Here is an 18,891-nt window from a genome sequence, read left to right on the forward strand (position 1 = left end):
GCGGATAATGGAAGACGATGCCGTGCTGCTGGTGGCCAGTACCGCGCCCGACGAGGCGACCGCCCGCCGCATCGCGCAGGCCCTGGTCGAACGCCGGCTGGCGGCCTGCGTGAACGTCGGCGCGCCGGTGTGGTCCGTGTATCGCTGGCAGGGCGCGATCGAGCAGGCGCAGGAGTTCCCGCTGTGGATCAAGACCACCGCGGCCCGCCGGCAGGCGTTGATGCAGGCCCTGGCGGAACTGCATCCGTACGACGTGCCCGAGGCCTTGGCGCTGCCGGCAGTAGACGGGTTGCCCGCCTACCTGGAGTGGGTCCGACAGGAAGTGAAAGAGTGAAGTCCGCACGTATCGAATCACAGAATGCCTGCCGCTGGCTGGCGTGGCTGCTGGCCGCGTGGCTGGCGGCGGCCTGCCTGGCGCTGCCGCGCGCCGGGCACGCGGCCGACCCGGATTTCCTGCCGCCCGAGCAGGCTTTCCACTTCGAGGCCCACGCCGTCGGGCCCGACATGGTGGAGCTGAACTGGCGCATCGCGCCCGGCTACTACATGTACCGCGAGCAATTCCGCTTCGCCACCGAGCCGGCGGGCATCGAACTGGGCGAGCCGGCCATTCCGCCCGGGCATGTGAAGTTCGACCAGACCTTCCAGAAGGAAGTCGAGACCTATCGCGATACGGTCGCCATCCGCATCCCGGTGCCGGCCGGCGCGCCGGCGTTCGCCCTGATCGCCACCGGGCAGGGCTGCGCCGATGCGGGGCTGTGCTATCCGCCTACGCAGTATCGCGCCCGCATCGTGCCGGCGTCGGCGGCGGGCGGCGAGCTGCGGGTCGACAGCGGCGCCGGCGGCTGGACGGGGCTGTTCAAGGCCGATGACGTCGGCCTGGCCGACATGCTGTCGGGCGGCAGCGTGGCGCAGACGGTGCTGGTTTTCTTCGCGCTCGGCATCCTGCTGTCGCTCACGCCTTGCGTGCTGCCCATGGTGCCGATCCTGTCGGCCATCGTCGCCGGCGACACGTCGGCGGCCGCGCGGCCGCGGCTGCGCGGGCTGGGGCTGGCGGCGCTGTACGTGGCGGGCATGTCGGTGGTCTACACCGTCGCCGGCGTGCTGGCGGGGCTGAGCGGCGTCAGCCTGGCGGCGTCGCTGCAGACGCCGTGGGTGCTGGGCCTGTTCGCGGCCTTGCTGGCGGTGCTGGCGCTGGCCATGTTCGACGTTTTCACGCTGCAGTTGCCGGCCTCGTGGCAGGGCGCGCTGTCGGCCCGCGCCGCCCGCCTGCCGGGCGGCCGCGCGGCCGGCGCGCTGGGAATGGGGGCGGTGTCGGCCTTGATCGTCGGCCCCTGCGTGGCGGCGCCGCTGGCCGGCGCGCTGTTGTACATCTCGCAGACGGGCGACGTGGCGCTGGGGGCGTTGGCCTTGTTCGCGCTGGCCTGGGGCATGGGCGTGCCGCTGCTGGCGGCGGGCGCCTCGGCCGGCGCGCTGCTGCCCAAGGCCGGGCCGTGGATGGACGGCGTCAAGCGTTTCTTCGGCATGCTGCTGTTCGCGGTGGCGTGGTGGATGCTGGCGCCGGTGCTGCCGGGCTGGGTGCAGATGGCCGGCTGGGCGGCGTTGGCCGTGGTGGCCGCGGCGCTGCTGCGCGCCTTCGATTCGCTGCCGGGCGATGCCCGCCCCGGCCGGCTGGTGCTCAAAGGGTTCGGCATGTTGCTGGCGCTGGCCGGCGTGCTGCAGGCGGTCGGGCTGGCCAGCGGCGGCGACGATCCGCTGCAGCCGCTGGCGCATCTGGCGCCCGGCGGCCGGATGGACGGACTGGCCGAAGCCGGCGGAGCGCCGTCCGGGGGCGCCGCGGAAGCTGCGTCGCCTTGGCAGGCCGATGCGGGCGCGCCGCCGCCGGCAATGTCGGCGGCGCCGGCGGCCGCCGACCTGGCCGCCCGCTTCGGCGGCCCGCAGCCGGCCGGAGGGATCGACATGCCGCCGGGCGCGCCGGGTTCGCCGCCGTTGATCGGCGCGCCGGCGGCATCCAACCCATTGGGGGCGCCAGGCGAGTCTTCCGCGCCCGGCATGCCGGGCAATGCCGGCCCGGCGTCGGCGCCATCCGCCCGCGCCCCGACGGACGGCCGCCCGGTCTTCCAGCGCATCCGCACGGTGGCCGAGCTCGACGCATTGCTGGCCGCCAGCGACCGTCCCGTGATGCTCGACTTCTATGCCGACTGGTGCGTGTCGTGCAAGGAAATGGAGCGGCTGACCTTCCCCAGGCCGGAGGTGGCGCAGCGGCTGGCGCGTCTTCGCCTCGTGCAGGCCGACGTCACGGCCAACAATGCCGATGACCGCGCGCTGCTGAAGCGCTTTCGCCTGTTCGGCCCGCCCGGCATCGTCTTTTTCGAGCCGGGCGGCCGTCCGATCGCCGGCGCGCGCGTGATCGGCTACCAGGGCCCCGCCCGCTTCGCCGAAACGCTCGACAAGGTGCTAGTAGGCGGCTGAGCCCCACACCGCACGAACCCACCGCCATCCCCAGGACGCCGCGGATCCGGCTCCGCCGGTCCGCCAGCGTCGCCCCCTTGAGGGGGTGCGCGAAGCGCGCGGGGGTGGGCTTTCCCTCCGGTCCGCCGGTGTCGCCCCCTGGGGGGCGCGCGAAGCGCGTAGGGGGTTATTCTTCCCGGTCGGGGGTGTTGCGCAGCAGGGCCTTGCGCGCCAGCGCCTCCGCCACCCGGTAGGGCCGCGTTTCCAGGAAGCGCCGGGCCGAGAACCAGCTCCATAGCGCCAGCGCCAGCGCAACCATGCCGGCGATGGTCCACCAGAAGGCGCCACGGTCGCGCAGCATGGGCATGTCTTCGAAGTTCATGCCGAAGATGCCGGTTACCAGCGTCAAAGGCATGAAGATGACGGTGACGACCGTCAGGATCCGCATGATCTCGTTGGTGCGGTGGGCGGTGGCGGAGAAATGCAGCTGCACCGCCGTTTCCACCGACGATTCCATGCGGCGCGCGTGGTTCAGCACCCGCGACACATGTTCCATCACGTCGTTGAGCCGCAGCAGCAGCGTGTCGGAGCGCACGTCGAAGGCGCCCGAACCGGCAGAGCCTTCGTCGCGGTCCAGCGTGGCGTCGCGCAGCTCGCCCAGCGCGTCGTATTGCTCTTCGCAGATGTCTTCGAGCCGCCGCAGCACGATGCGCGCGTCCAGCAGCGCCAGCCAGTTGCGGAAGCGCCCGCTGGGATTCAGCAGTTCGCGCTGCCAGCGGTCCAGGTGGCGCGTGAGCGGCTGCCGCAGCGCCAGGTAGCGGTCCACCAGGCCGTTGAGCAGCCGCAGCATCAGCTCGGCCGGCCCGGCGGGCGTGCGGCCCAGGCCGCCGATCCCGCCCATGCCCCGCGCCCGCAGCTCGGCCACGGCATCGCCCGGCGCCCCGGGCTGCTGCAGGCTCGCCAGCCGGCGCTTCATGTCGTCGCAGGTGGCGCTGGCGCCGTGGCGGACGGTAACCAGCGCGCGCGGCAGCACGAAGAACGTCACCGGCTGCGTATCGAGGCTGGTCAGCGCCCCGCCTGCCGCGCCGGCGCCCGGCGCCGAGAAGTCGCGCAGGTCGTTGACCAGGCGCCGGAACACGATCATCTCGTAGCTGACGGTATTGTCGAAGTAGGACGGATGGGCCGGGTTGGCGGCGTCCTGCAGGTGCAGGTCATGCAGCCGGATGCCGGCCAGCCGCTCCACCGTGTCGCGCCACGCCTCCGGATTGGCGATCAATTCCTCTGCCGGGCTGTCCAGCCACAGGAAGCCGCCCTCGGCGCGGAACGAGGGCTGGGCCGGGCGCGGCACGCCCGGTTCGGAGATCCACAATACGTCCATGGTCGCGCGTCTGCGTTGCGTAGCGAAAGAGAGCGTCAGCCGGCGCGCAGCATGCGGGCGGCGTCGAGCGCGAAATAGGTGAGCACGCCGTCGGCGCCGGCGCGCTTGAAGGCCAGCAGCGATTCCATCACCACCCGGTCGTGGTCGAGCCAGCCGTTGGCGGCGGCCGCCTTCAGCATCGCGTATTCACCGCTGACCTGGTAGGCGAAGGTCGGCACGCGGAAGGTGTCCTTCACCCGGCGCAGCACGTCCAGATAGGGCATGCCCGGCTTGACCATGACCATGTCGGCACCCTCGCGCAGGTCGAGCGCGACCTCGCGCAGCGCCTCGTCGATGTTGCCCGGGTCCATCTGGTAGGCCGCCTTGTTGGACTTGCCCAGGTTGGCGGCCGAGCCGACGGCGTCGCGGAACGGGCCGTAGAAGGCGCTGGCGTACTTGGCCGAGTAGGCCATGATGCGGGTGTGGATGTGGCCCGCGCCTTCGAGCGCGGTGCGGATCGCGCCGATGCGGCCGTCCATCATGTCGCTGGGGGCGACGATGTCGACGCCGGCCGCGGCCTGGGTCAGCGCCTGCCGGACCAGGATCTCGGTCGTGATCTCGTTGATGACGTAGCCGTCGTCGTCGATCACGCCGTCCTGGCCGTGGCTGGTGTAGGGATCGAGCGCCACGTCGGTCATCACGCCCAGTTGCGGGAAGCGCCGCTTGAGCTCTCCCACCACGCGCGGGATCAGGCCGTCGGCGTGCGTGGCGGCCACGCCGTCGGGGGTTTTCAGCGCCGGGTCGATCACCGGAAACAGCGCGAGCACCGGGATGCCCAGCTCCACGCATTGCTCGGCCACCGGCAGCAGGGTGTCCAGGCTGTAGCGCTCGACGCCGGGCATGGAAGGCACCGGCTGGCGCAGGCCGCTGCCTTCGGCCACGAACACCGGGTAGATCAGGTCGTCGGCCGCCAGGCGGTTCTCGCGCACCAGGCGGCGCGTGAAATCGTCGCGGCGCAGCCGGCGCGGGCGTCCGGCGGGGAAATCGGCGAATACTTCGTGTTGGCTCATGAAGGGCTCCGGAAGAGGCCGCCCCCGTGCGCGCTCATGGCGCCACCTTGGGGAGGATCCAGTTTTCGATGTGCGCCGCGGCTTCTTCGATGCCGATCCGGTGCGTGGCCGAAAACGGCACCGTGGTCAGCGCGCCGATGGCCGCCAGTTCCTTCCTGACGGCGGCCTGGGCCTTGATCCGCTGGCCGTAGGGCAGCTTGTCGGCCTTGGTCAGCAGGGCCAGCACCGGCGTGCCGGTGGGCGCCAGCCATTCGGACAGCTTGCGGTCCAGCTCGGTCACGCCGCGGCGGATGTCGATCAGCAGCACCACGCCGGCCAGCGACGCGCGGCTGCGCAGGTAGCCGCCCAGCACGTCGGCCCATTTGCTCTGGTCTTCGCGCGCGACCGACGCGTAGCCGTAGCCGGGCAGGTCGACCAGGTAGCCGATGTCCTGCTCGGGGTCGAGCCGGTCGGGGATGCCGAACATATTGATCAGCCGCGTGCGGCCCGGCGTCTTGCTGGAGAAGGCCAGCCGGCGCTGCTGCGTCAACACGTTGATCGCGGACGACTTGCCGGCGTTGGAGCGGCCGACGAAGCAGACTTCGGCCGGGCCGGGCGGCGGCAACTGGTCGAGCCGTGCGGCCGACGTGGTGAAGCGGACTTGATGGAGAATCGACACAAGAGGCGGGCGAGGGGAGGCGCCGGATGGCAGTAGCCTATTGTACGGCTCCGCTCCAGCGGGGGGCCGCGGGCGGCGCTGTGTATCGGCCGCAGTCCGATAGAATCCGGATCTCCCCTGACTCCCTTCCGAAAAGCATCGATGACAGCGTCGGCCGCCCCGAACACTTCCGCGCCAAAGGAGAAAATCCTCAAGGCGGCGGCGCGGCTGTTCGCCGAGCGCGGCTATCACGGCATCGGCATCGAGGACCTGTGCCGTGCCCTGGGGGTCAGCCGCGGCGCGTTGTACCACCATATCCGCAGCAAGGAGGATCTGCTGGAGGATATCTGCATGCGCTACATGGCGGATCTGGGCGAGAAGGCTCGCCTTGCGGCGGCCGAAGAGCCCGACCCGGTGCGCCGCCTGGAGCGGCTGGGCAGCGAGCTCATCGATGTGATCGCCGCCAGCCGCGCGGAATTGGCCGTGTGCTTCCGCGAAACCCATGCGCTGGGCGCCGAACGGCGGAAAAGAGTGCTCGCCCTGCACGCCGCGTATGAGAACGTCTGGAAAGAGACGCTGCTGGAGGGCCAGCGAGCCGGCGTGTTTCTGCCGTTTTCGCGCGCGCGCCTGAAGGCGCTGCTGGGCATGCACTATTACAGCTACCTGTGGCTGGACCCGAGCCGGCCCGGCTGTGTCGACGACGCCCGGGAAGTCTTTCGCGGTATCGTGAAGGCAGCCACCATCACCGGCTGAATCGCTGCGGTGTGAGCCCTTGATTCGATGGCAGGGCAATGTCGACTAGGCATCACTGATCGTTGGTCGTACACTCGACCGACCGTTCGGTCTGTCAGGGCCGGGCGGTTCGACACCGGAATCCAGCCACAACAGGAGAAGAACATGGGTGCCAATGATCACTTCGGCAAACCCTCCTTGCCCGCCAGGCCAGGCGGGTCCGCTAACGGCGCGGCGCCGGCCCGCCGGCGCTTCCTGGCCCAGGGCGGCGCCCTGGCGACGACTGCACTGGCATCGCTGGTGCCGGGCGAAGGCGCCGCGGCCCAGAATACGCCGGCGCCTGCGGCCGGCGCCGCGAACCTGCCGCCCAACGTGCCCGAGTGGGAGCGTTCGCTCGGCGCGCCGACGGCGTCGCCCTACGGCATGCCGTCGAAGTTCGAGAAAGACGCGATCCGGCGGCTGTACCCGGGGCTGACGGAGCCGATGTCGGCCTACAGTACCAGCCCCCTGCAGGAACTCGACGGTTCGATCACCCCGAACGGCCTTTTTTACGAGCGGCACCATGCCGGCGTGCCGCAAATCGATCCCGCCCAGCATCGGCTGATGGTGCACGGCCTCGTCGAACGGCCCCTGATATTCGATATGGAGGAGATCCGCCAGTTTCCGAGCGAGTCCCACATCTACTTCCTGGAATGCTCGGGCAATCCCTCGTTCCTGCCGCCCTACGGCAAGACCGCGGCCGAGGTGGCGGGATTGGTGAGCTGCGCGCAATGGACCGGCGTGCCGCTGAAGACCATCCTGCAGCGCGTGGGCCTGCACAAGAATGCGAAATGGATCGTGGCCGAAGGCGCCGATGGCGCGTCGATGACGCGCAGCATTCCGATCGAGAAGTGCCTGGATGACGCGATGCTCGCATACAGCCAGAACGGCGAGCGCCTGCGCCCGGAACAGGGCTATCCGCTGCGCCTTCTTGTGCCGGGCTACGAAGGCAACATGAACATCAAATGGCTGCGCCGCCTGCACGTTACCGAGGCGCCCGGCCATACCCGGGAGGAAACGGCCAAATATACCGATCTGATGGCGGACGGCCGGGCGCGGCAGTTCTCGTTCGTGATGGAATGCAAGTCGCTGATCACCTCGCCGTCGGGTACCCACAAGCTGACGCGCAAGGGCACGCACGAGATGCGCGGCATCGCCTGGAGCGGCCGGGGAAAGATCACTCACGTCGATGTTTCGGTGGATGGCGGGGATACCTGGAAGCCGGCGGCGCTGCAGGACCCGGTGTTCAGCAAGGCCCTGACGGCATTCCGGGCGCCATTCGAATGGCATGGCGAAGAACTCATGATCATGAGCCGGGCGGTGGACGAAACCGGCTACGTGCAGCCCACCCTGCAGCAGCTGATCGACGCCCGCGGCAAGGTGTCCTTCTATCACAACAACGCCATCCAGCCATGGCGCATCGCTTCGAACGGGGAGGTGACCAATGGACGCAGCTAAGACGACCGCGCGCTACGCGGGCATTGCGTTGGGTTGCATGCTGTCGTGCACCGCGCACGCCGGCTACGACGGCCTCGGCCGCGCCCCTACCGCCGCCGAGATCGCGGGATGGAACATCGACGTCGATCCGTCGGGCACCGCGTTGCCCAAGGGCGGCGGCACGGTCGCCGGGGGGCAGAAGATATACCAGACGATGTGCGTGTCGTGTCACGGCATGAAGCTGGAGGGCGGGCTCGGCCCGGCGCTGGTTGGCGGCCAGGGTACGCTCGCCTCCGACAAGCCGGTCAAGACGGTGGGCAGCTACTGGCCCTATGCGACCACGCTGTTCGACTACATCCGCCGGGCCATGCCGTTTCAGGCCCCGCAGTCGCTGACCAATGAGCAGGTCTACAGCGTGACCGGATACGTCCTGCACATGAACGGACTGTTGCCGGCGGACGCCGAGGTAAACGCCAAGACGCTGATGTCGGTCAAGATGCCCAATCGCAATGGCTTCTATCTTGACGACAGGCCCGACGCACGCAACGTGCGCTGTATGGAGCACTGCCTTTCGGCGTCGAAGCGCTGAGCCGCGAAGCTGGACGCTCGCGGCTTTTCAATGGCATAACGGAGTAATGATTCGATGAAACTCAAGCCTTTCCTGCTGGCCGCCGCATTCGCCGCGGTGGCGCCCGCGGCGGCGCTCGCCGCCGACTGCTCGGCCACGATCACCGGCAACGACCAGATGCAGTTCGACAAGAAAGACATCAGCGTTCCCAAGAGCTGCAAGACCTTCAAGGTCACGCTCAAGCACAGCGGCACGATGGCGCGCAACGTGATGGGCCACAACTGGGTGCTGTCGAAGGCGGCCGACATGCAGCCCATCGTCAACGACGGCATGGCCGCCGGGCTCGACAAGAACTACCTGAAGCCCGGCGACGCACGCGTGATCGCCGCCACCAAGGTGATCGGCGGCGGCCAGAGCGATACCGTCGAGTTCGACGTCGCCAAGCTGCAGGCGGGCGGGCAGTACGCGTTCTTCTGCTCGTTCCCGGGCCACGTCGCGCTGATGAAGGGCACCGTCACGCTGGCGCCCTGAAGCGGACTTTTCCGGCTTTCTTCCGCCGCCCCGCCGGGCGACCACGCTGGACAGGGTTTCGTCGTCGGCTGGGCCTCTACTACCCGATGCGCTTCAACGTTGCCTTCGCGTGGCGCTGGTGGCGCACGTAGCCTTCGGCGCTCTGGCGCAGGCGGGCCACGTCGTCGTCGGTGAGCTGGCGCGCCACGCGGGCCGGCGCGCCGAGGATCAGCGAGCGGTCGGGGAAGGTCTTGCCTTCGGTCACCACCGCGCCGGCGCCGACCAGGCTTTCGCGGCCGATCACCGCGCCGTTGAGCACCACCGCCTGGATGCCGACCAGCGAGCCGTCGCCGATGGTACAGCCGTGCAGCATGGCCTGGTGGCCCACGGTGACGCCGTCGCCGATCCGCAGCGGGAAGCCGCGGTCGGTATGTAGCACTGCGTTTTCCTGCACGTTGCTGCCGCGGCCGAGGCGGATCTCTTCGTTATCGCCGCGGATGGCCGCGCCATGCCATACGCTGGCGTCCTCGCCCAGCACCACCCGGCCGATGACGGTGGCGGTTTCGGCCACGTAGGCGCTGTCGGGAATGGTCGGCACAAGGTCGTCCAGCTGGTATATGGCCATGGTGTTCCTCTGCGATGGTTACCCGGCGGACCGGGCTTGCTATAATAAGAGGTTTTCTGAAAACTCGTAGAAGACACGTAGCCGGGGAGGATCGGTTGCGCGTCGGGGCAATCGGCGGGGCGAGCGTTGCCGCCTGCGCGAGAAAAATTAGGTCGAGGTGTTCATGAAGCATGTGCTGTCCCTGATGCTGGTCGCAAGCGGTGTGATGCTGGGCGCGTCGGCCGTTACTCCGTCCCTCGCTGCCGACGCGGCGGCCCCGGCCAGGCCGAAGGTCGATGCCGCCAAGGGCGACCAGCTGTTCAACAACGGCGATGCTTCTCGCAACATCATCGCCTGTGCGAGCTGCCATGGCCCGGGCGGCAATAGCGCTGCCGCGGCCAACCCGAAACTGGCCGGCCAGCATCCCGAATACATCTACAAGCAACTCACCAACTTCCAGGTCCAGCAGGGCGCCAAGACGGCCGACCGGCCCAGCCCCGTCATGAGCGCGCTGGCCGCCCCGCTTACCGAGGAAGACAAGCGCAACATCGCCGCCTACCTGGGCGCGCAAACGCTGAAGCCTGCCGTGGCCAAGAACAAGGACACGGTCGAGCTCGGCCAGCGCATCTACCGCGGCGGCGTGGCCGCCAAGGGCGTGCCGGCCTGCGCGTCGTGCCACGGCGCCAACGGCGCCGGCATTCCGTCGCAATATCCGCACATCGGCGGCCAATTCCCCGAGTACACCGAAGCCCAGCTGGTGGCCTTCCGCAGCGGCGCGCGCCACAACAACGCGCCGATGGCCACCATCGCCGGCCGCCTGTCCGATGCAGAGATCAAGGCGGTGTCCGACTACGTGGCCGGCCTGCGCTGACCGCCGGCCGGAACCACCGCCGCCGGCAACGGTCTTTGAAGGGGCGCAGCCGCGCCCCTTTCATTTTTCCGGCGCCACGGCGCAAACACGGTAGCCGGCCGCCGCCATCGGCCTGCAGCGCAACCGGCCTCCAACCGCCACCATGACAGCCATCATCCCCGACCGCCGCCCCCTGACCGTGCAAAGGCTCGGCAACGATTTCGTCGAACTGCTCTGCTCGATGCGGTTCGCGGTGAGCCTGCTGAGCTTTATCTGCCTGGCCAGCGTCGTCGGGACGGTGCTGGTGCAGAACCAGCCGTCGAACAACTACATCAACCAGTTCGGCCCGTTCTGGTACGAATTGTTCGACAAATTCTCGCTTTACCACGTCTACAACGCGTGGTGGTTTCTGCTCATCATGGGTTTCCTGGTGGTTTCCACCACGCTCTGTCTGCTGCGCACTTCGCCGAAGATGCTGCGCGATATGCGGTCTTTCCGGCAGAATGTGCGCGAAAGCAGCTTGAGATCGTTCCACCACCGCGGTGAATTCAATTCCGCCCAACCCGCCCCGCAGGCCGCGGCGGCCCTGGGCGGCCTGCTGCGGGCCCGCGGCTACGCCGTGCGCGAACGCAGCGATGGCGAGGCCACACTGCTGTCCGCCAAGACGGGCACCGGCAACCGGCTGGGTTACATCTTCGCCCACTCGGCCATCGTCATCATCTGCATCGGCGGCCTGCTCGACAGCGAACTGCCGGTGCGGCTGCAGATCTGGTTCGGCGGCAAGCATCCCCTGTTCGACAACATGGCGATTGCCGACGTGCCGCCGTCGGGCCGCCTGGGGCTGGCCAACCCCAGCTTCCGCGCCAATGTGCTGGTGCCCGAAGGCGGCCAGACGCGCAATGCCATCGTGATGGTGGACGATGGCGCCATGGTGCAGCCGCTGCCGTTCACGCTGCGGCTGAAGAAGTTCATCGTCGAGTACTACTCGACCGGCATGCCGCGCCTGTTCGCCAGCGAAGTCGAAGTCACCGATCCCGACACCGGCAAGGTCTTCCCCGCCACCATCAAGGTCAACGAACCGCTGCGCTACAAGGGCGTGACGGTCTACCAGTCCAGTTTCGACGATGGCGGCAGTTCGCTGCAACTTGTCGGCCATACGCTGCGCGGAAGCCAGGATTACGCCTTCCCGGTGCATGGGACGGTGGGCGGCACCGCGGCGTTGCAGGCCGACGGCGCGCCGCCCGAGCTGAAGGACCTCACGGTCGAATTCAGCGGTTTCCGCCCCATCAACGTCGAAAACTTCGCCGCCGGCAGCCCCGGCGCCGCTCAGCCGCAGAACTTCCGCGAACACGTGGCCTCCGTGGCCGGCAGCGCGGCGCGGCCCGGGCACGACAAGGATTTCCGCAACGTCGGCCCCAGCGTGCAGTACAAGCTGCGCGACGCCAGCGGCCAGGCCTACGAATTCCACAACTACATGCTGCCGGTGGCGATCGACGGCAACGAAGTCTTCCTGGCCGGCGCGCGCGCCAACCCCGACGATGAATTCCGCTACATGCGGATCCCCGCCGATGCCGACCATTCGGTGAAGGAATTCCTGGCCCTGCGCGCCGCGCTGCAGGATCCGGCCGTGCGCGCCGAGGCCGCGCGCCGCTTCGCCCAAGCCAACCGCGCCGCCACCGGCTCGGGCGCCGCCTCCGACGAGCTCGTCTCGCAGCTGGAGGCCTCGGCCCGGCGGGCGCTCGACACCTTCGCCAGCGGCGGCCTGCAGGCCATCGCCCGCTTCCTGGAAAACAGCGTGGCGGCCGACGAGCAGCAGCGCGCCGCCGACGTGGTCATCAAGCTGCTGGGCGGCGCGATGGACGACGTCCGCGCCGTCGAGCGCGAGCGCACCGGCCGGCCGCCGCTGCCGCGCACCGGCCCCGAAGCCCGGCAGGCCGCCAACTGGCTGCAACTGTCGATCGCCGCGCTGTCCGACCTGACCGTGTACCCGGCGCCGGTGCTGTTGTCGCTGACCGATTTCAAGCAGGTCCAGGCCAGCGTGTTCCAGGTCAGCCGCACGCCGGGGAAAAATGCGGTATACCTGGGCTGCCTGCTGCTGATCGCCGGGGTGTTCTCGATGTTCTACATCCGCGAGCGCCGGGTCTGGATCTGGGTCCGGCCCGCGAACGGCCAGCCAGGCGCGCATGCGATGATGGCGATGACCTCCCAGCGCCGCACGCTGGACTTCAACCGCGAATTCGAACGGCTCAGGGCAGACGTCGCCGCGCTGCTCGGGGCCGCCAAGGGTGGTACGTAATGGAACTGACTTCGACCGAATCCCCGCAGGGCCTCTCGCCCCGCCTGTCGCGCTTCGAAACCGGCGGCCGCAAGGTCGACTGGACCGATCCCGTCTTCCTGCTGCTGCTGGCGGCCGGGGCCGCCTTCGCGATGATGCGCGTCGGCGGCATCATGACCTACTACGACAAGGCCATCCTGGTGGGCGCCGTGCCGGTGCTGGCCTGGCTGGGCTGGCTGTGGCGGCCGCTGCGCGCCCTGATGGTGGCGGTGGCGCTGGCCGCCGGCCTGGCCGTCATGTCCTACCACGGCGACCTGGCGCGCGCCGACCAGGCCTTCCTGCTGAAATACCTGCTGTCGTCGCAATCGGCCATCCTGTGGATGTGCTCGCTGTTCTTCCTGGCCACCGCCTGCTACTGGATCGGCCTGGTGTTCCGCAGCGCCACCGGCGCCTGGCTGGGCACGGCGCTGTGCTGGAGCGCGGTATTCGCCGGCCTTACGGGCCTGCTGGTGCGCTGGCACGAAAGCTACCTGCTCAGCCCCGACATCGGCTACATCCCGGTCAGCAACCTGTACGAAGTATTCGTGCTGTTCTCGCTGATCACCTCGCTGTTCTACCTGTATTTCGAACAGAAATACGACACCCGCGCGCTGGGCGGCTTCGTGCTGCTGGTCATTTCCTCGGCCGTGGCCTTCCTGCTCTGGTACACCTTCGACCGCAACGCGCAGCAGATCCAGCCGCTGGTGCCGGCGCTGCAAAGCTGGTGGATGAAGCTGCACGTGCCCGCCAATTTCATCGGCTACGGCACGTTCTCGCTATCGGCCATGGTGGCCTTCGCCTACCTGGTCAAGGCTCACGGCCAGACCCGCTCGGCGGCCGCGCTGGCGCCGCTGTTCGTGCTGGGCGTGCTGCTGGCCGTCGAGCCCATGGTGTTCCGCCAGAGCGGCCTGCCCGCCTACTGGACCACCTACGCCGGCGTGGCGGCGCTGATCGTGGCCGGCATCCTGCTCGGCCGCCGCGCGCTGGCCGAACGCCTGCCGTCGCTCGAAGTGCTCGACGACATCATGTACAAGGCCATCGCGGTCGGCTTCGCCTTCTTCACGGTGGCCACCGTGCTGGGCGCGCTGTGGGCGGCCGACGCCTGGGGCGCCTACTGGCAGTGGGATCCGAAGGAAACCTGGGCGCTGATCGTCTGGCTCAACTACGCCGCGTGGCTGCACATGCGGCTCATCAAGGGCCTGCGCGGCAACGCGGCGGCCTACTGGGCGCTGGTCGGGCTGCTGGTCACGGGTTTTGCCTTCCTCGGCGTAAACATGTTCCTGTCGGGCCTGCATTCGTACGGCGAGCTCTGATCGCTCCGGCCGTAGGGCGCGGGCGCGCTGACGCTCCGCCGCGGCCGGCCTGCTGAAACTTGCCCGGGCCGGCCCGGTCTATCCGGAGCGCCGCCGCGCCCGGCCTTGCGGCCGCCGGTGCCTTACTGGAGCCTGTCATGCTGATCCGCAAGCCGTCCGATGTGCTGCCGTCCGACATCACCCCCGAAGCGGTCTACCGCGACCGCCGCCGGCTCATGCTGCAAGCCGGCCTGGCCGCCTCGGCGCTGGGGATGTCCGGCTGGGCCGGGCGCCGCGCGTTCGCCGCCGAAGCCGCCCCCCGCACCACTGGCGTCAAGCTGGCCGCCACCCGCAATGCCAACTACGTGGTGATGGACAAGGTCACCCCGTTCAAAGACATCTCTTCCTATAACAACTTCTACGAATTCGGCACCGACAAGACCGATCCGTTCGACAACGCCGGCCGCTTCAAGACCACCCCATGGTCCGTCACGATCGACGGCGAAGTCGCCAAACCGCAGACCATCGGCCTGGACGACCTGCGCCGGCTGGCGCCGCTGGAAGAGCGGATCTACCGGCTGCGCTGCGTGGAGGGCTGGTCGATGGTCATCCCTTGGACCGGCTATTCGCTGCGCGAGCTGATCCGCCGCGTCGAGCCCACCGGCAACGCCAAGTTCGTGGAATTCACCACCGTCGTGCAGCAGGACACCATGACCGGCCTGCGCACCCGCGTGCTCGACTGGCCCTACGTGGAAGCCCTGCGGATGGACGAAGCCATGCATCCGCTCACGCTGCTGACCTTCGGCGTATACGGCGAGACGCTGCCCAACCAGAACGGCGCGCCGGTGCGCATCGTGGTGCCGTGGAAGTACGGCTTCAAGTCGGGCAAATCGCTGGTGCGCATCCGCTTCGTCGAAAAGCAGCCCGTCACCAGCTGGATCAAGGCGGCGCCGCAGGAATACGGCTTCTACGCCAACGTCAACCCCGACGTCCCGCATCCGCGCTGGAGCCAGGCCACCGAACGGCGGATCGGCGAAGACGGGCTGTTCACCCCCAAGCGCAAGACGCTGCCGTTCAACGGCTATGCCGACCAGGTGGCGTCGCTGTATGCGGGCATGGACCTGAAGCGTTACTACTAGTGGCTTCCGCTCGCGCCCCCGAGCCCGCCGCCGGGTCGGTCCCGCCCCGGCCCGCCGCGCCGCGCAGGACGCCGGCGCTGCGCGTATTCGGCGTCCCGATGCCGGTTTTCAAGACCCTGCTGTTCATCGTCTGCCTGTTTCCCATCGCGCGCTGGGTCTGGCTGGGCACCCACGATGGGCTCACGGCCAATCCGGTTGAATTCCTGACGCGATCGTCCGGCAGGTGGACGCTGACCGGCTTGCTGCTGACGCTGTCGGTGTCGCCGCTGCGGGTGCTGTTGAAACAGCCCACCCTGCTGCGGGTGCGGCGGATGCTGGGGCTGTTCTCTTTCTTCTACGCCTGTCTGCACTTCACCACCTACGTCTGGTGGGACCAGTGGTTCGACGTGGTGGCTATCCTGGCGGACGTGGCCAAGCGGCCGTTCATCATGGTGGGGTTTGCGGCGCTGGTGCTGCTGATTCCGCTGGCGGTTACGTCAACGCAGGGGTGGATGCGCCGGCTGGGGCGCAAGTGGCAGGCGCTGCACCGGATGGTATATGGGATCGTGGTGCTGGCGCTGTTGCATTACTGGTGGCAGAAGGCCGGCAAGAACGATTTCGCGGTGGTGACGATTTACGTGGCGGTGTTCGCGGGGTTGATGGCGTGGCGGGTGTGGGGATGGTGGCGCGCCAGGGGGCTGCGTCGGTACGGACAGGCACGGCATTGAATGGTTTGGCGGTGCAGTCCAGGGCAATGCGCCCTGTCGCGCGGAAGTGAAGGCCGATTGAAATTGCACAAAATAATGCATAAAATAATGCAATATTCAGCCTGTCCCTTCATGCGAGGCATGCCATGAGCGTCAATCCCATATTTGCCTCCTCCACTGTCAGCATCACCGATCTGCGTCGCAATCCCAATGCCGTGATCGATGAAGCCGACAACGCTCCCGTGGCTGTCCTGAACCACAATCGCGCCACCGCTTATGTGATTTCGGCCCGCGCGTTCGAAGCGCTGATGGACCGCCTGGAAGATGCCGAGTTGGCCGACATCGTCCGCAAGCGTCGTGGCGGCAAGGCGGTCAAGGTCTCGCTCGATGACCTATAGCCTGGAGTTTCACGAAGACGCCCTCAAAGAATGGCGCAAACTCGACGGCAGCATCAAACAGCAGTTCAAGGACAAACTGGCCGAGAGGCTGGAAAAGCCGCACGTTCCCACAGCGCAGCTGCGGGGCAGGGACATGCAGAATACCTACAAGATCAAATTGCGCACGGTGGGCTACCGCCTGGTCTACGAGGTCAACGACCAGGTCGTTACGGTGTTGGTGCTGGCGGTTGGTCGACGAGACAAAAGCCAAGTGTATGAACAGGCGCAACTGCGCAAGAAATAGCCGCATGTACCCAGGCCGCGGTCAGCACGGCCGACTTGACCGTCATGCTCGACAACAGCCGCGACGTCGCGCATGCGTACTCGCTGGTTACCACTATTTATGAAGGGCCCGTGGGGTATCAGGGAGGAGTCCATCTGGGTGGGGCAGACACTAACCAAGTATTTGTGCCAACGCCATGGGCTATAAAAGGCGTTCAAATTTTGAAATCCACTCCAATTCGATAGGCGATGTGATGGCTCCGGTCTATGAGTGCGAAGAAATCCGACGTTTGTTGTTGGAATTGAATTCTCTTCTCCTAAATAACGGCGAAGAGAATTGGCGCCGCGGCATTAAGGCTGCAATTGGCGAGCTAACAAACGGGGGCGGGGAGGTGAATAGCCTTGGTTGGGAAAATGCCCGATCGATTTACAAGACTATGAATGAGGGAGGGCGAGGGTTTGCAGAATATTTTTTTTGGTCGGATGATGAAACTAAGCGAATCTTGGCAAATGAAAAGTTGGACGCCCTTCGTGCCAAGTTATGGGAGGCATTTGATCTCTAAATCGCTGGGCGTCGCTAGGGAGAACGCAACGGCCAGCCGAACCGTACTTTAGGGCTTGTCACGCTTCACACGGGCAGGCGTCGGAAAGCCGCCTCTAGCTGGCGCTGCGGCCACTACGGTTGGTCGTGCTAAGCGGATTGCAAGTGTGGTTGCTGACGATGCAGGCCTTTATAAGATAAGAAAGCCTTTCCGAATCCACGGGGCTTGCTGATGTTGCGGACGGAGAATGGTGGGCGATGTGGAAGGCGTTCCAAGTGGAGGGGCGGACGAGAACGGGAGCGGGAACGGCTTGGCTGGCGATATCACGGATTTCCATTTAGTCGATCCGCTACATGGCTGGGTGCTGATGGAAAGGATTTTTGGCGGAGAGCTCCGGCTATTCCGTACCACGAATGGTGAGAGAACCTGGCAGCAGGTTGCTTATCCACAATTCCAGATTTTGACGGCATTGCAATTTTCCATGCCCGTCATGGCTATGCGTTGGCGAAGAAGGCAATGTATCCCACGCGGACGACGGCGCGCGCTCTCATGTCGGCTTGTTTTCCCTCGGCCTGGATGCTCAGTAAACCGGCTGAATTCTCACTCGACCGTCGATTCCAACGCCAGCAACTGCGCGACCGTTTCCCGTCCCCGCACCACATGGAACCGGTCGCCATCCACCATCACCTCGGCCGCCCGCGGCCGGGTGTTGTAGTTGCTGGCCATCACCATCCCATACGCCCCAGCAGACTCGATTGCCAGGTAATCGCCCTGCCGCACCGCCAGTTCGCGGTCGCGCGCCAGCCAGTCGCCGCTTTCGCACACCGGCCCGACCACGTCGTACAAGGCGCTTGGTTCGTCCGAACGCGGCGCCACCGCCAATACGCCGTGATACGCCTCGTATAGCGTGGGCCGGATCAGGTCGTTCATCGCCGCGTCGACCACGACGAAGTTCTTCACCTCGGTCGGCTTCAGATACTCGACCTGCGTCACCAGCACGCCGGCGTTGCCCACCAGCGAACGCCCCGGCTCCATCACGATCTGGCGGTCGCCGTAGCCGCGCGTCCGCAATCGCTCGAACACTGCGTCGAGCAGCAGGGAGGGCGACAGCGGCGTTTCGTCCGAATAGCGGATGCCCAGGCCGCCGCCCAGGTCCAGGTGGCGGATGGTCACGCCCTCAGCCGCTAGGGTGTCGAGTAAGTCCAGCAACTTGTCGAGCGCGTCCAGGTAGGGCGATACCTCGGTGATCTGGGAGCCGATATGGCAATCAACGCCGACCACGTCGAGGCCGGGCAGCGACGCGGCCGTGCGGTAGGCCTGGGGCGCTTCCGCGATGGCGATGCCGAATTTGTTTTCCTTCAGCCCGGTGGAGATGTAGGGATGGGTGCGCGGGTCGACGTCGGGGTTCACGCGCAGCGACACCGGCGCGCGCCGACCCATGGCGGTGGCTACGTCCGACAGGCGGTGCAGCTCGGCCACCGATTCGACGTTGAAGCATTTCACGCCGGCTTCCAGCGCTGCGCGCATTTCGTAGGCCTGTTTGCCCACGCCCGAGAACACCACCTTGCCCGGATCGCCGCCTACCGCCAGCACGCGCTGCAGTTCGCCCTCCGACACGATGTCGAAGCCGGCGCCCAGGCGCGCGAATTCGCGCAGCACGGCCAGGTTGGAGTTGGCCTTCATGCCGTAGCAGACCAGCACGTTGCGGCTGCCGACCGCCTGTTGGTAGGCGCCGTAGGCCGCCCGCAGCGCGGCGCGGGAATAGACGTACAGCGGGGTGCCGAGGCGGTCGGCCAGTTCGGCCACCGATACGCCCTCGGCATGGAGCACGCCGTCGCGATAGGCAAAGTGGGGGCTTCCGACCGGGGTCGGCAGGGGGCGCTGGGCGGCGTTCATTATGGAATCTGGGAATCGGAGGTGGGTCGGTTCTGCTCGCTGATGCTTGAGGTCGAGCTGGCCGGGGGTTGGGGCGGCGGCGCGGGCTGCCGGGCGCGTTCGGGCGCCGCC

The 18,891-nt window shown here is 67.4% G+C and carries 19 protein-coding genes; 14 read left to right on the forward strand and 5 right to left on the reverse strand.

The annotated features are described in order from the left end of the window. Positions 1 to 4 precede the first annotated feature (4 nt). Both cutA and dsbD read left to right on the forward strand, forming a co-directional pair. Positions 5 to 334, forward strand: a complete 330-nt coding sequence (gene cutA / locus ABD927_RS16215) for a divalent-cation tolerance protein CutA (protein WP_345250944.1) — start codon at positions 5 to 7, stop codon at positions 332 to 334. Next, on the forward strand, positions 331 to 2,469 hold the full coding sequence (gene dsbD, locus ABD927_RS16220) for a protein-disulfide reductase DsbD (RefSeq protein WP_345250878.1): 2,139 nt from the start codon (positions 331 to 333) through the stop codon (positions 2,467 to 2,469). The genes cutA and dsbD overlap by 4 nt, the downstream gene beginning before the upstream one ends. Before the next feature lie 166 nt (positions 2,470 to 2,635). On the opposite strand, the gene ABD927_RS16225 is transcribed toward dsbD, so the two are convergent. Genes ABD927_RS16225 through yihA form a run of 3 tightly spaced genes read right to left on the reverse strand, consistent with a single transcriptional unit; the run spans position 2,636 to position 5,533 of the window. Next, positions 2,636 to 3,826 carry a magnesium transporter CorA family protein gene (locus ABD927_RS16225; RefSeq protein ID WP_345250879.1) on the reverse strand — a complete coding sequence of 397 codons (1,191 nt, stop codon included), beginning with the start codon at positions 3,824 to 3,826 and terminating at the stop codon, positions 2,636 to 2,638. A gap of 35 nt (positions 3,827 to 3,861) precedes the next feature. Then, positions 3,862 to 4,875, reverse strand: coding sequence for a porphobilinogen synthase (gene hemB, locus ABD927_RS16230; RefSeq protein WP_345250880.1), 1,014 nt, complete (start codon positions 4,873 to 4,875; stop codon positions 3,862 to 3,864). Positions 4,876 to 4,909: 34 nt separating this feature from the next. Then, positions 4,910 to 5,533: a ribosome biogenesis GTP-binding protein YihA/YsxC gene (yihA, locus tag ABD927_RS16235; protein ID WP_345250881.1), complete on the reverse strand. Its 624-nt coding sequence runs from the start codon at positions 5,531 to 5,533 to the stop codon at positions 4,910 to 4,912. A gap of 141 nt (positions 5,534 to 5,674) precedes the next feature. On the opposite strand from yihA, the gene ABD927_RS16240 reads away from it, so the two are divergent. The 4 genes from ABD927_RS16240 to azu all read left to right on the forward strand — a co-directional run bounded on the left by ABD927_RS16240 (position 5,675) and on the right by azu (position 8,819). Then, complete coding sequence (locus ABD927_RS16240) at positions 5,675 to 6,265, forward strand: TetR/AcrR family transcriptional regulator (RefSeq protein ID WP_345250882.1); 591 nt, start codon at positions 5,675 to 5,677, stop codon at positions 6,263 to 6,265. Between the two features lie 144 nt (positions 6,266 to 6,409). Continuing rightward, positions 6,410 to 7,741 (forward strand): sulfite dehydrogenase, encoded by a 1,332-nt coding sequence (soxC, locus tag ABD927_RS16245; RefSeq protein ID WP_425570280.1) that lies wholly within the window; start codon positions 6,410 to 6,412, stop codon positions 7,739 to 7,741. After that, a complete protein-coding gene (locus ABD927_RS16250) occupies positions 7,728 to 8,309 on the forward strand; it encodes a c-type cytochrome (protein ID WP_345250884.1) in 582 nt (193 codons plus the stop codon). Before soxC ends, ABD927_RS16250 begins: the two co-directional genes overlap by 14 nt. 54 nt (positions 8,310 to 8,363) lie before the next feature. Further along, a complete protein-coding gene (gene azu / locus ABD927_RS16255; protein ID WP_345250885.1) occupies positions 8,364 to 8,819 on the forward strand; it encodes an azurin in 456 nt (151 codons plus the stop codon). Between the two features lie 79 nt (positions 8,820 to 8,898). On the opposite strand, the gene ABD927_RS16260 is transcribed toward azu, so the two are convergent. Continuing rightward, entirely contained in the window at positions 8,899 to 9,423 is a 525-nt protein-coding gene (locus ABD927_RS16260; RefSeq protein WP_345250886.1) for a gamma carbonic anhydrase family protein, read from the reverse strand. Positions 9,424 to 9,586: 163 nt separating this feature from the next. On the opposite strand from ABD927_RS16260, the gene ABD927_RS16265 reads away from it, so the two are divergent. The 8 genes from ABD927_RS16265 to ABD927_RS16300 all read left to right on the forward strand — a co-directional run bounded on the left by ABD927_RS16265 (position 9,587) and on the right by ABD927_RS16300 (position 16,905). Continuing rightward, entirely contained in the window at positions 9,587 to 10,273 is a 687-nt protein-coding gene (locus ABD927_RS16265; RefSeq protein WP_345250887.1) for a c-type cytochrome, read from the forward strand. Between the two features lie 142 nt (positions 10,274 to 10,415). Beyond that, positions 10,416 to 12,548 (forward strand): cytochrome c biogenesis protein ResB, encoded by a 2,133-nt coding sequence (locus ABD927_RS16270; protein ID WP_425570275.1) that lies wholly within the window; start codon positions 10,416 to 10,418, stop codon positions 12,546 to 12,548. Then, positions 12,548 to 13,879: a c-type cytochrome biogenesis protein CcsB gene (gene ccsB, locus ABD927_RS16275; protein WP_425570276.1), complete on the forward strand. Its 1,332-nt coding sequence runs from the start codon at positions 12,548 to 12,550 to the stop codon at positions 13,877 to 13,879. Before ABD927_RS16270 ends, ccsB begins: the two co-directional genes overlap by 1 nt. A gap of 137 nt (positions 13,880 to 14,016) precedes the next feature. Next, on the forward strand, positions 14,017 to 14,997 hold the full coding sequence (msrP, locus tag ABD927_RS16280; protein ID WP_345250888.1) for a protein-methionine-sulfoxide reductase catalytic subunit MsrP: 981 nt from the start codon (positions 14,017 to 14,019) through the stop codon (positions 14,995 to 14,997). Positions 14,998 to 15,095: 98 nt separating this feature from the next. Next, the gene (locus tag ABD927_RS16285) at positions 15,096 to 15,704 is read left to right on the forward strand and encodes a protein-methionine-sulfoxide reductase heme-binding subunit MsrQ (RefSeq protein ID WP_345250889.1); all 609 of its coding nucleotides are present in this window, start codon (positions 15,096 to 15,098) and stop codon (positions 15,702 to 15,704) included. 125 nt (positions 15,705 to 15,829) lie between these two features. Continuing rightward, on the forward strand, positions 15,830 to 16,081 hold the full coding sequence (locus tag ABD927_RS16290; protein ID WP_345250890.1) for a type II toxin-antitoxin system Phd/YefM family antitoxin: 252 nt from the start codon (positions 15,830 to 15,832) through the stop codon (positions 16,079 to 16,081). Further along, positions 16,071 to 16,364 (forward strand): type II toxin-antitoxin system RelE family toxin, encoded by a 294-nt coding sequence (locus tag ABD927_RS16295; RefSeq protein WP_345250891.1) that lies wholly within the window; start codon positions 16,071 to 16,073, stop codon positions 16,362 to 16,364. Before ABD927_RS16290 ends, ABD927_RS16295 begins: the two co-directional genes overlap by 11 nt. Positions 16,365 to 16,596: 232 nt before the next feature. Then, a complete protein-coding gene (locus ABD927_RS16300; protein WP_345250892.1) occupies positions 16,597 to 16,905 on the forward strand; it encodes a hypothetical protein in 309 nt (102 codons plus the stop codon). 579 nt (positions 16,906 to 17,484) lie between these two features. On the opposite strand, the gene lysA is transcribed toward ABD927_RS16300, so the two are convergent. Next, on the reverse strand, positions 17,485 to 18,780 hold the full coding sequence (lysA, locus tag ABD927_RS16305; RefSeq protein WP_345250893.1) for a diaminopimelate decarboxylase: 1,296 nt from the start codon (positions 18,778 to 18,780) through the stop codon (positions 17,485 to 17,487). Between the last annotated feature and the right edge of the window lie 111 nt (positions 18,781 to 18,891).

This window comes from Pigmentiphaga soli (assembly GCF_039541095.1).
GTDB classification, from domain to species: domain Bacteria; phylum Pseudomonadota; class Gammaproteobacteria; order Burkholderiales; family Burkholderiaceae_B; genus Pigmentiphaga; species Pigmentiphaga soli.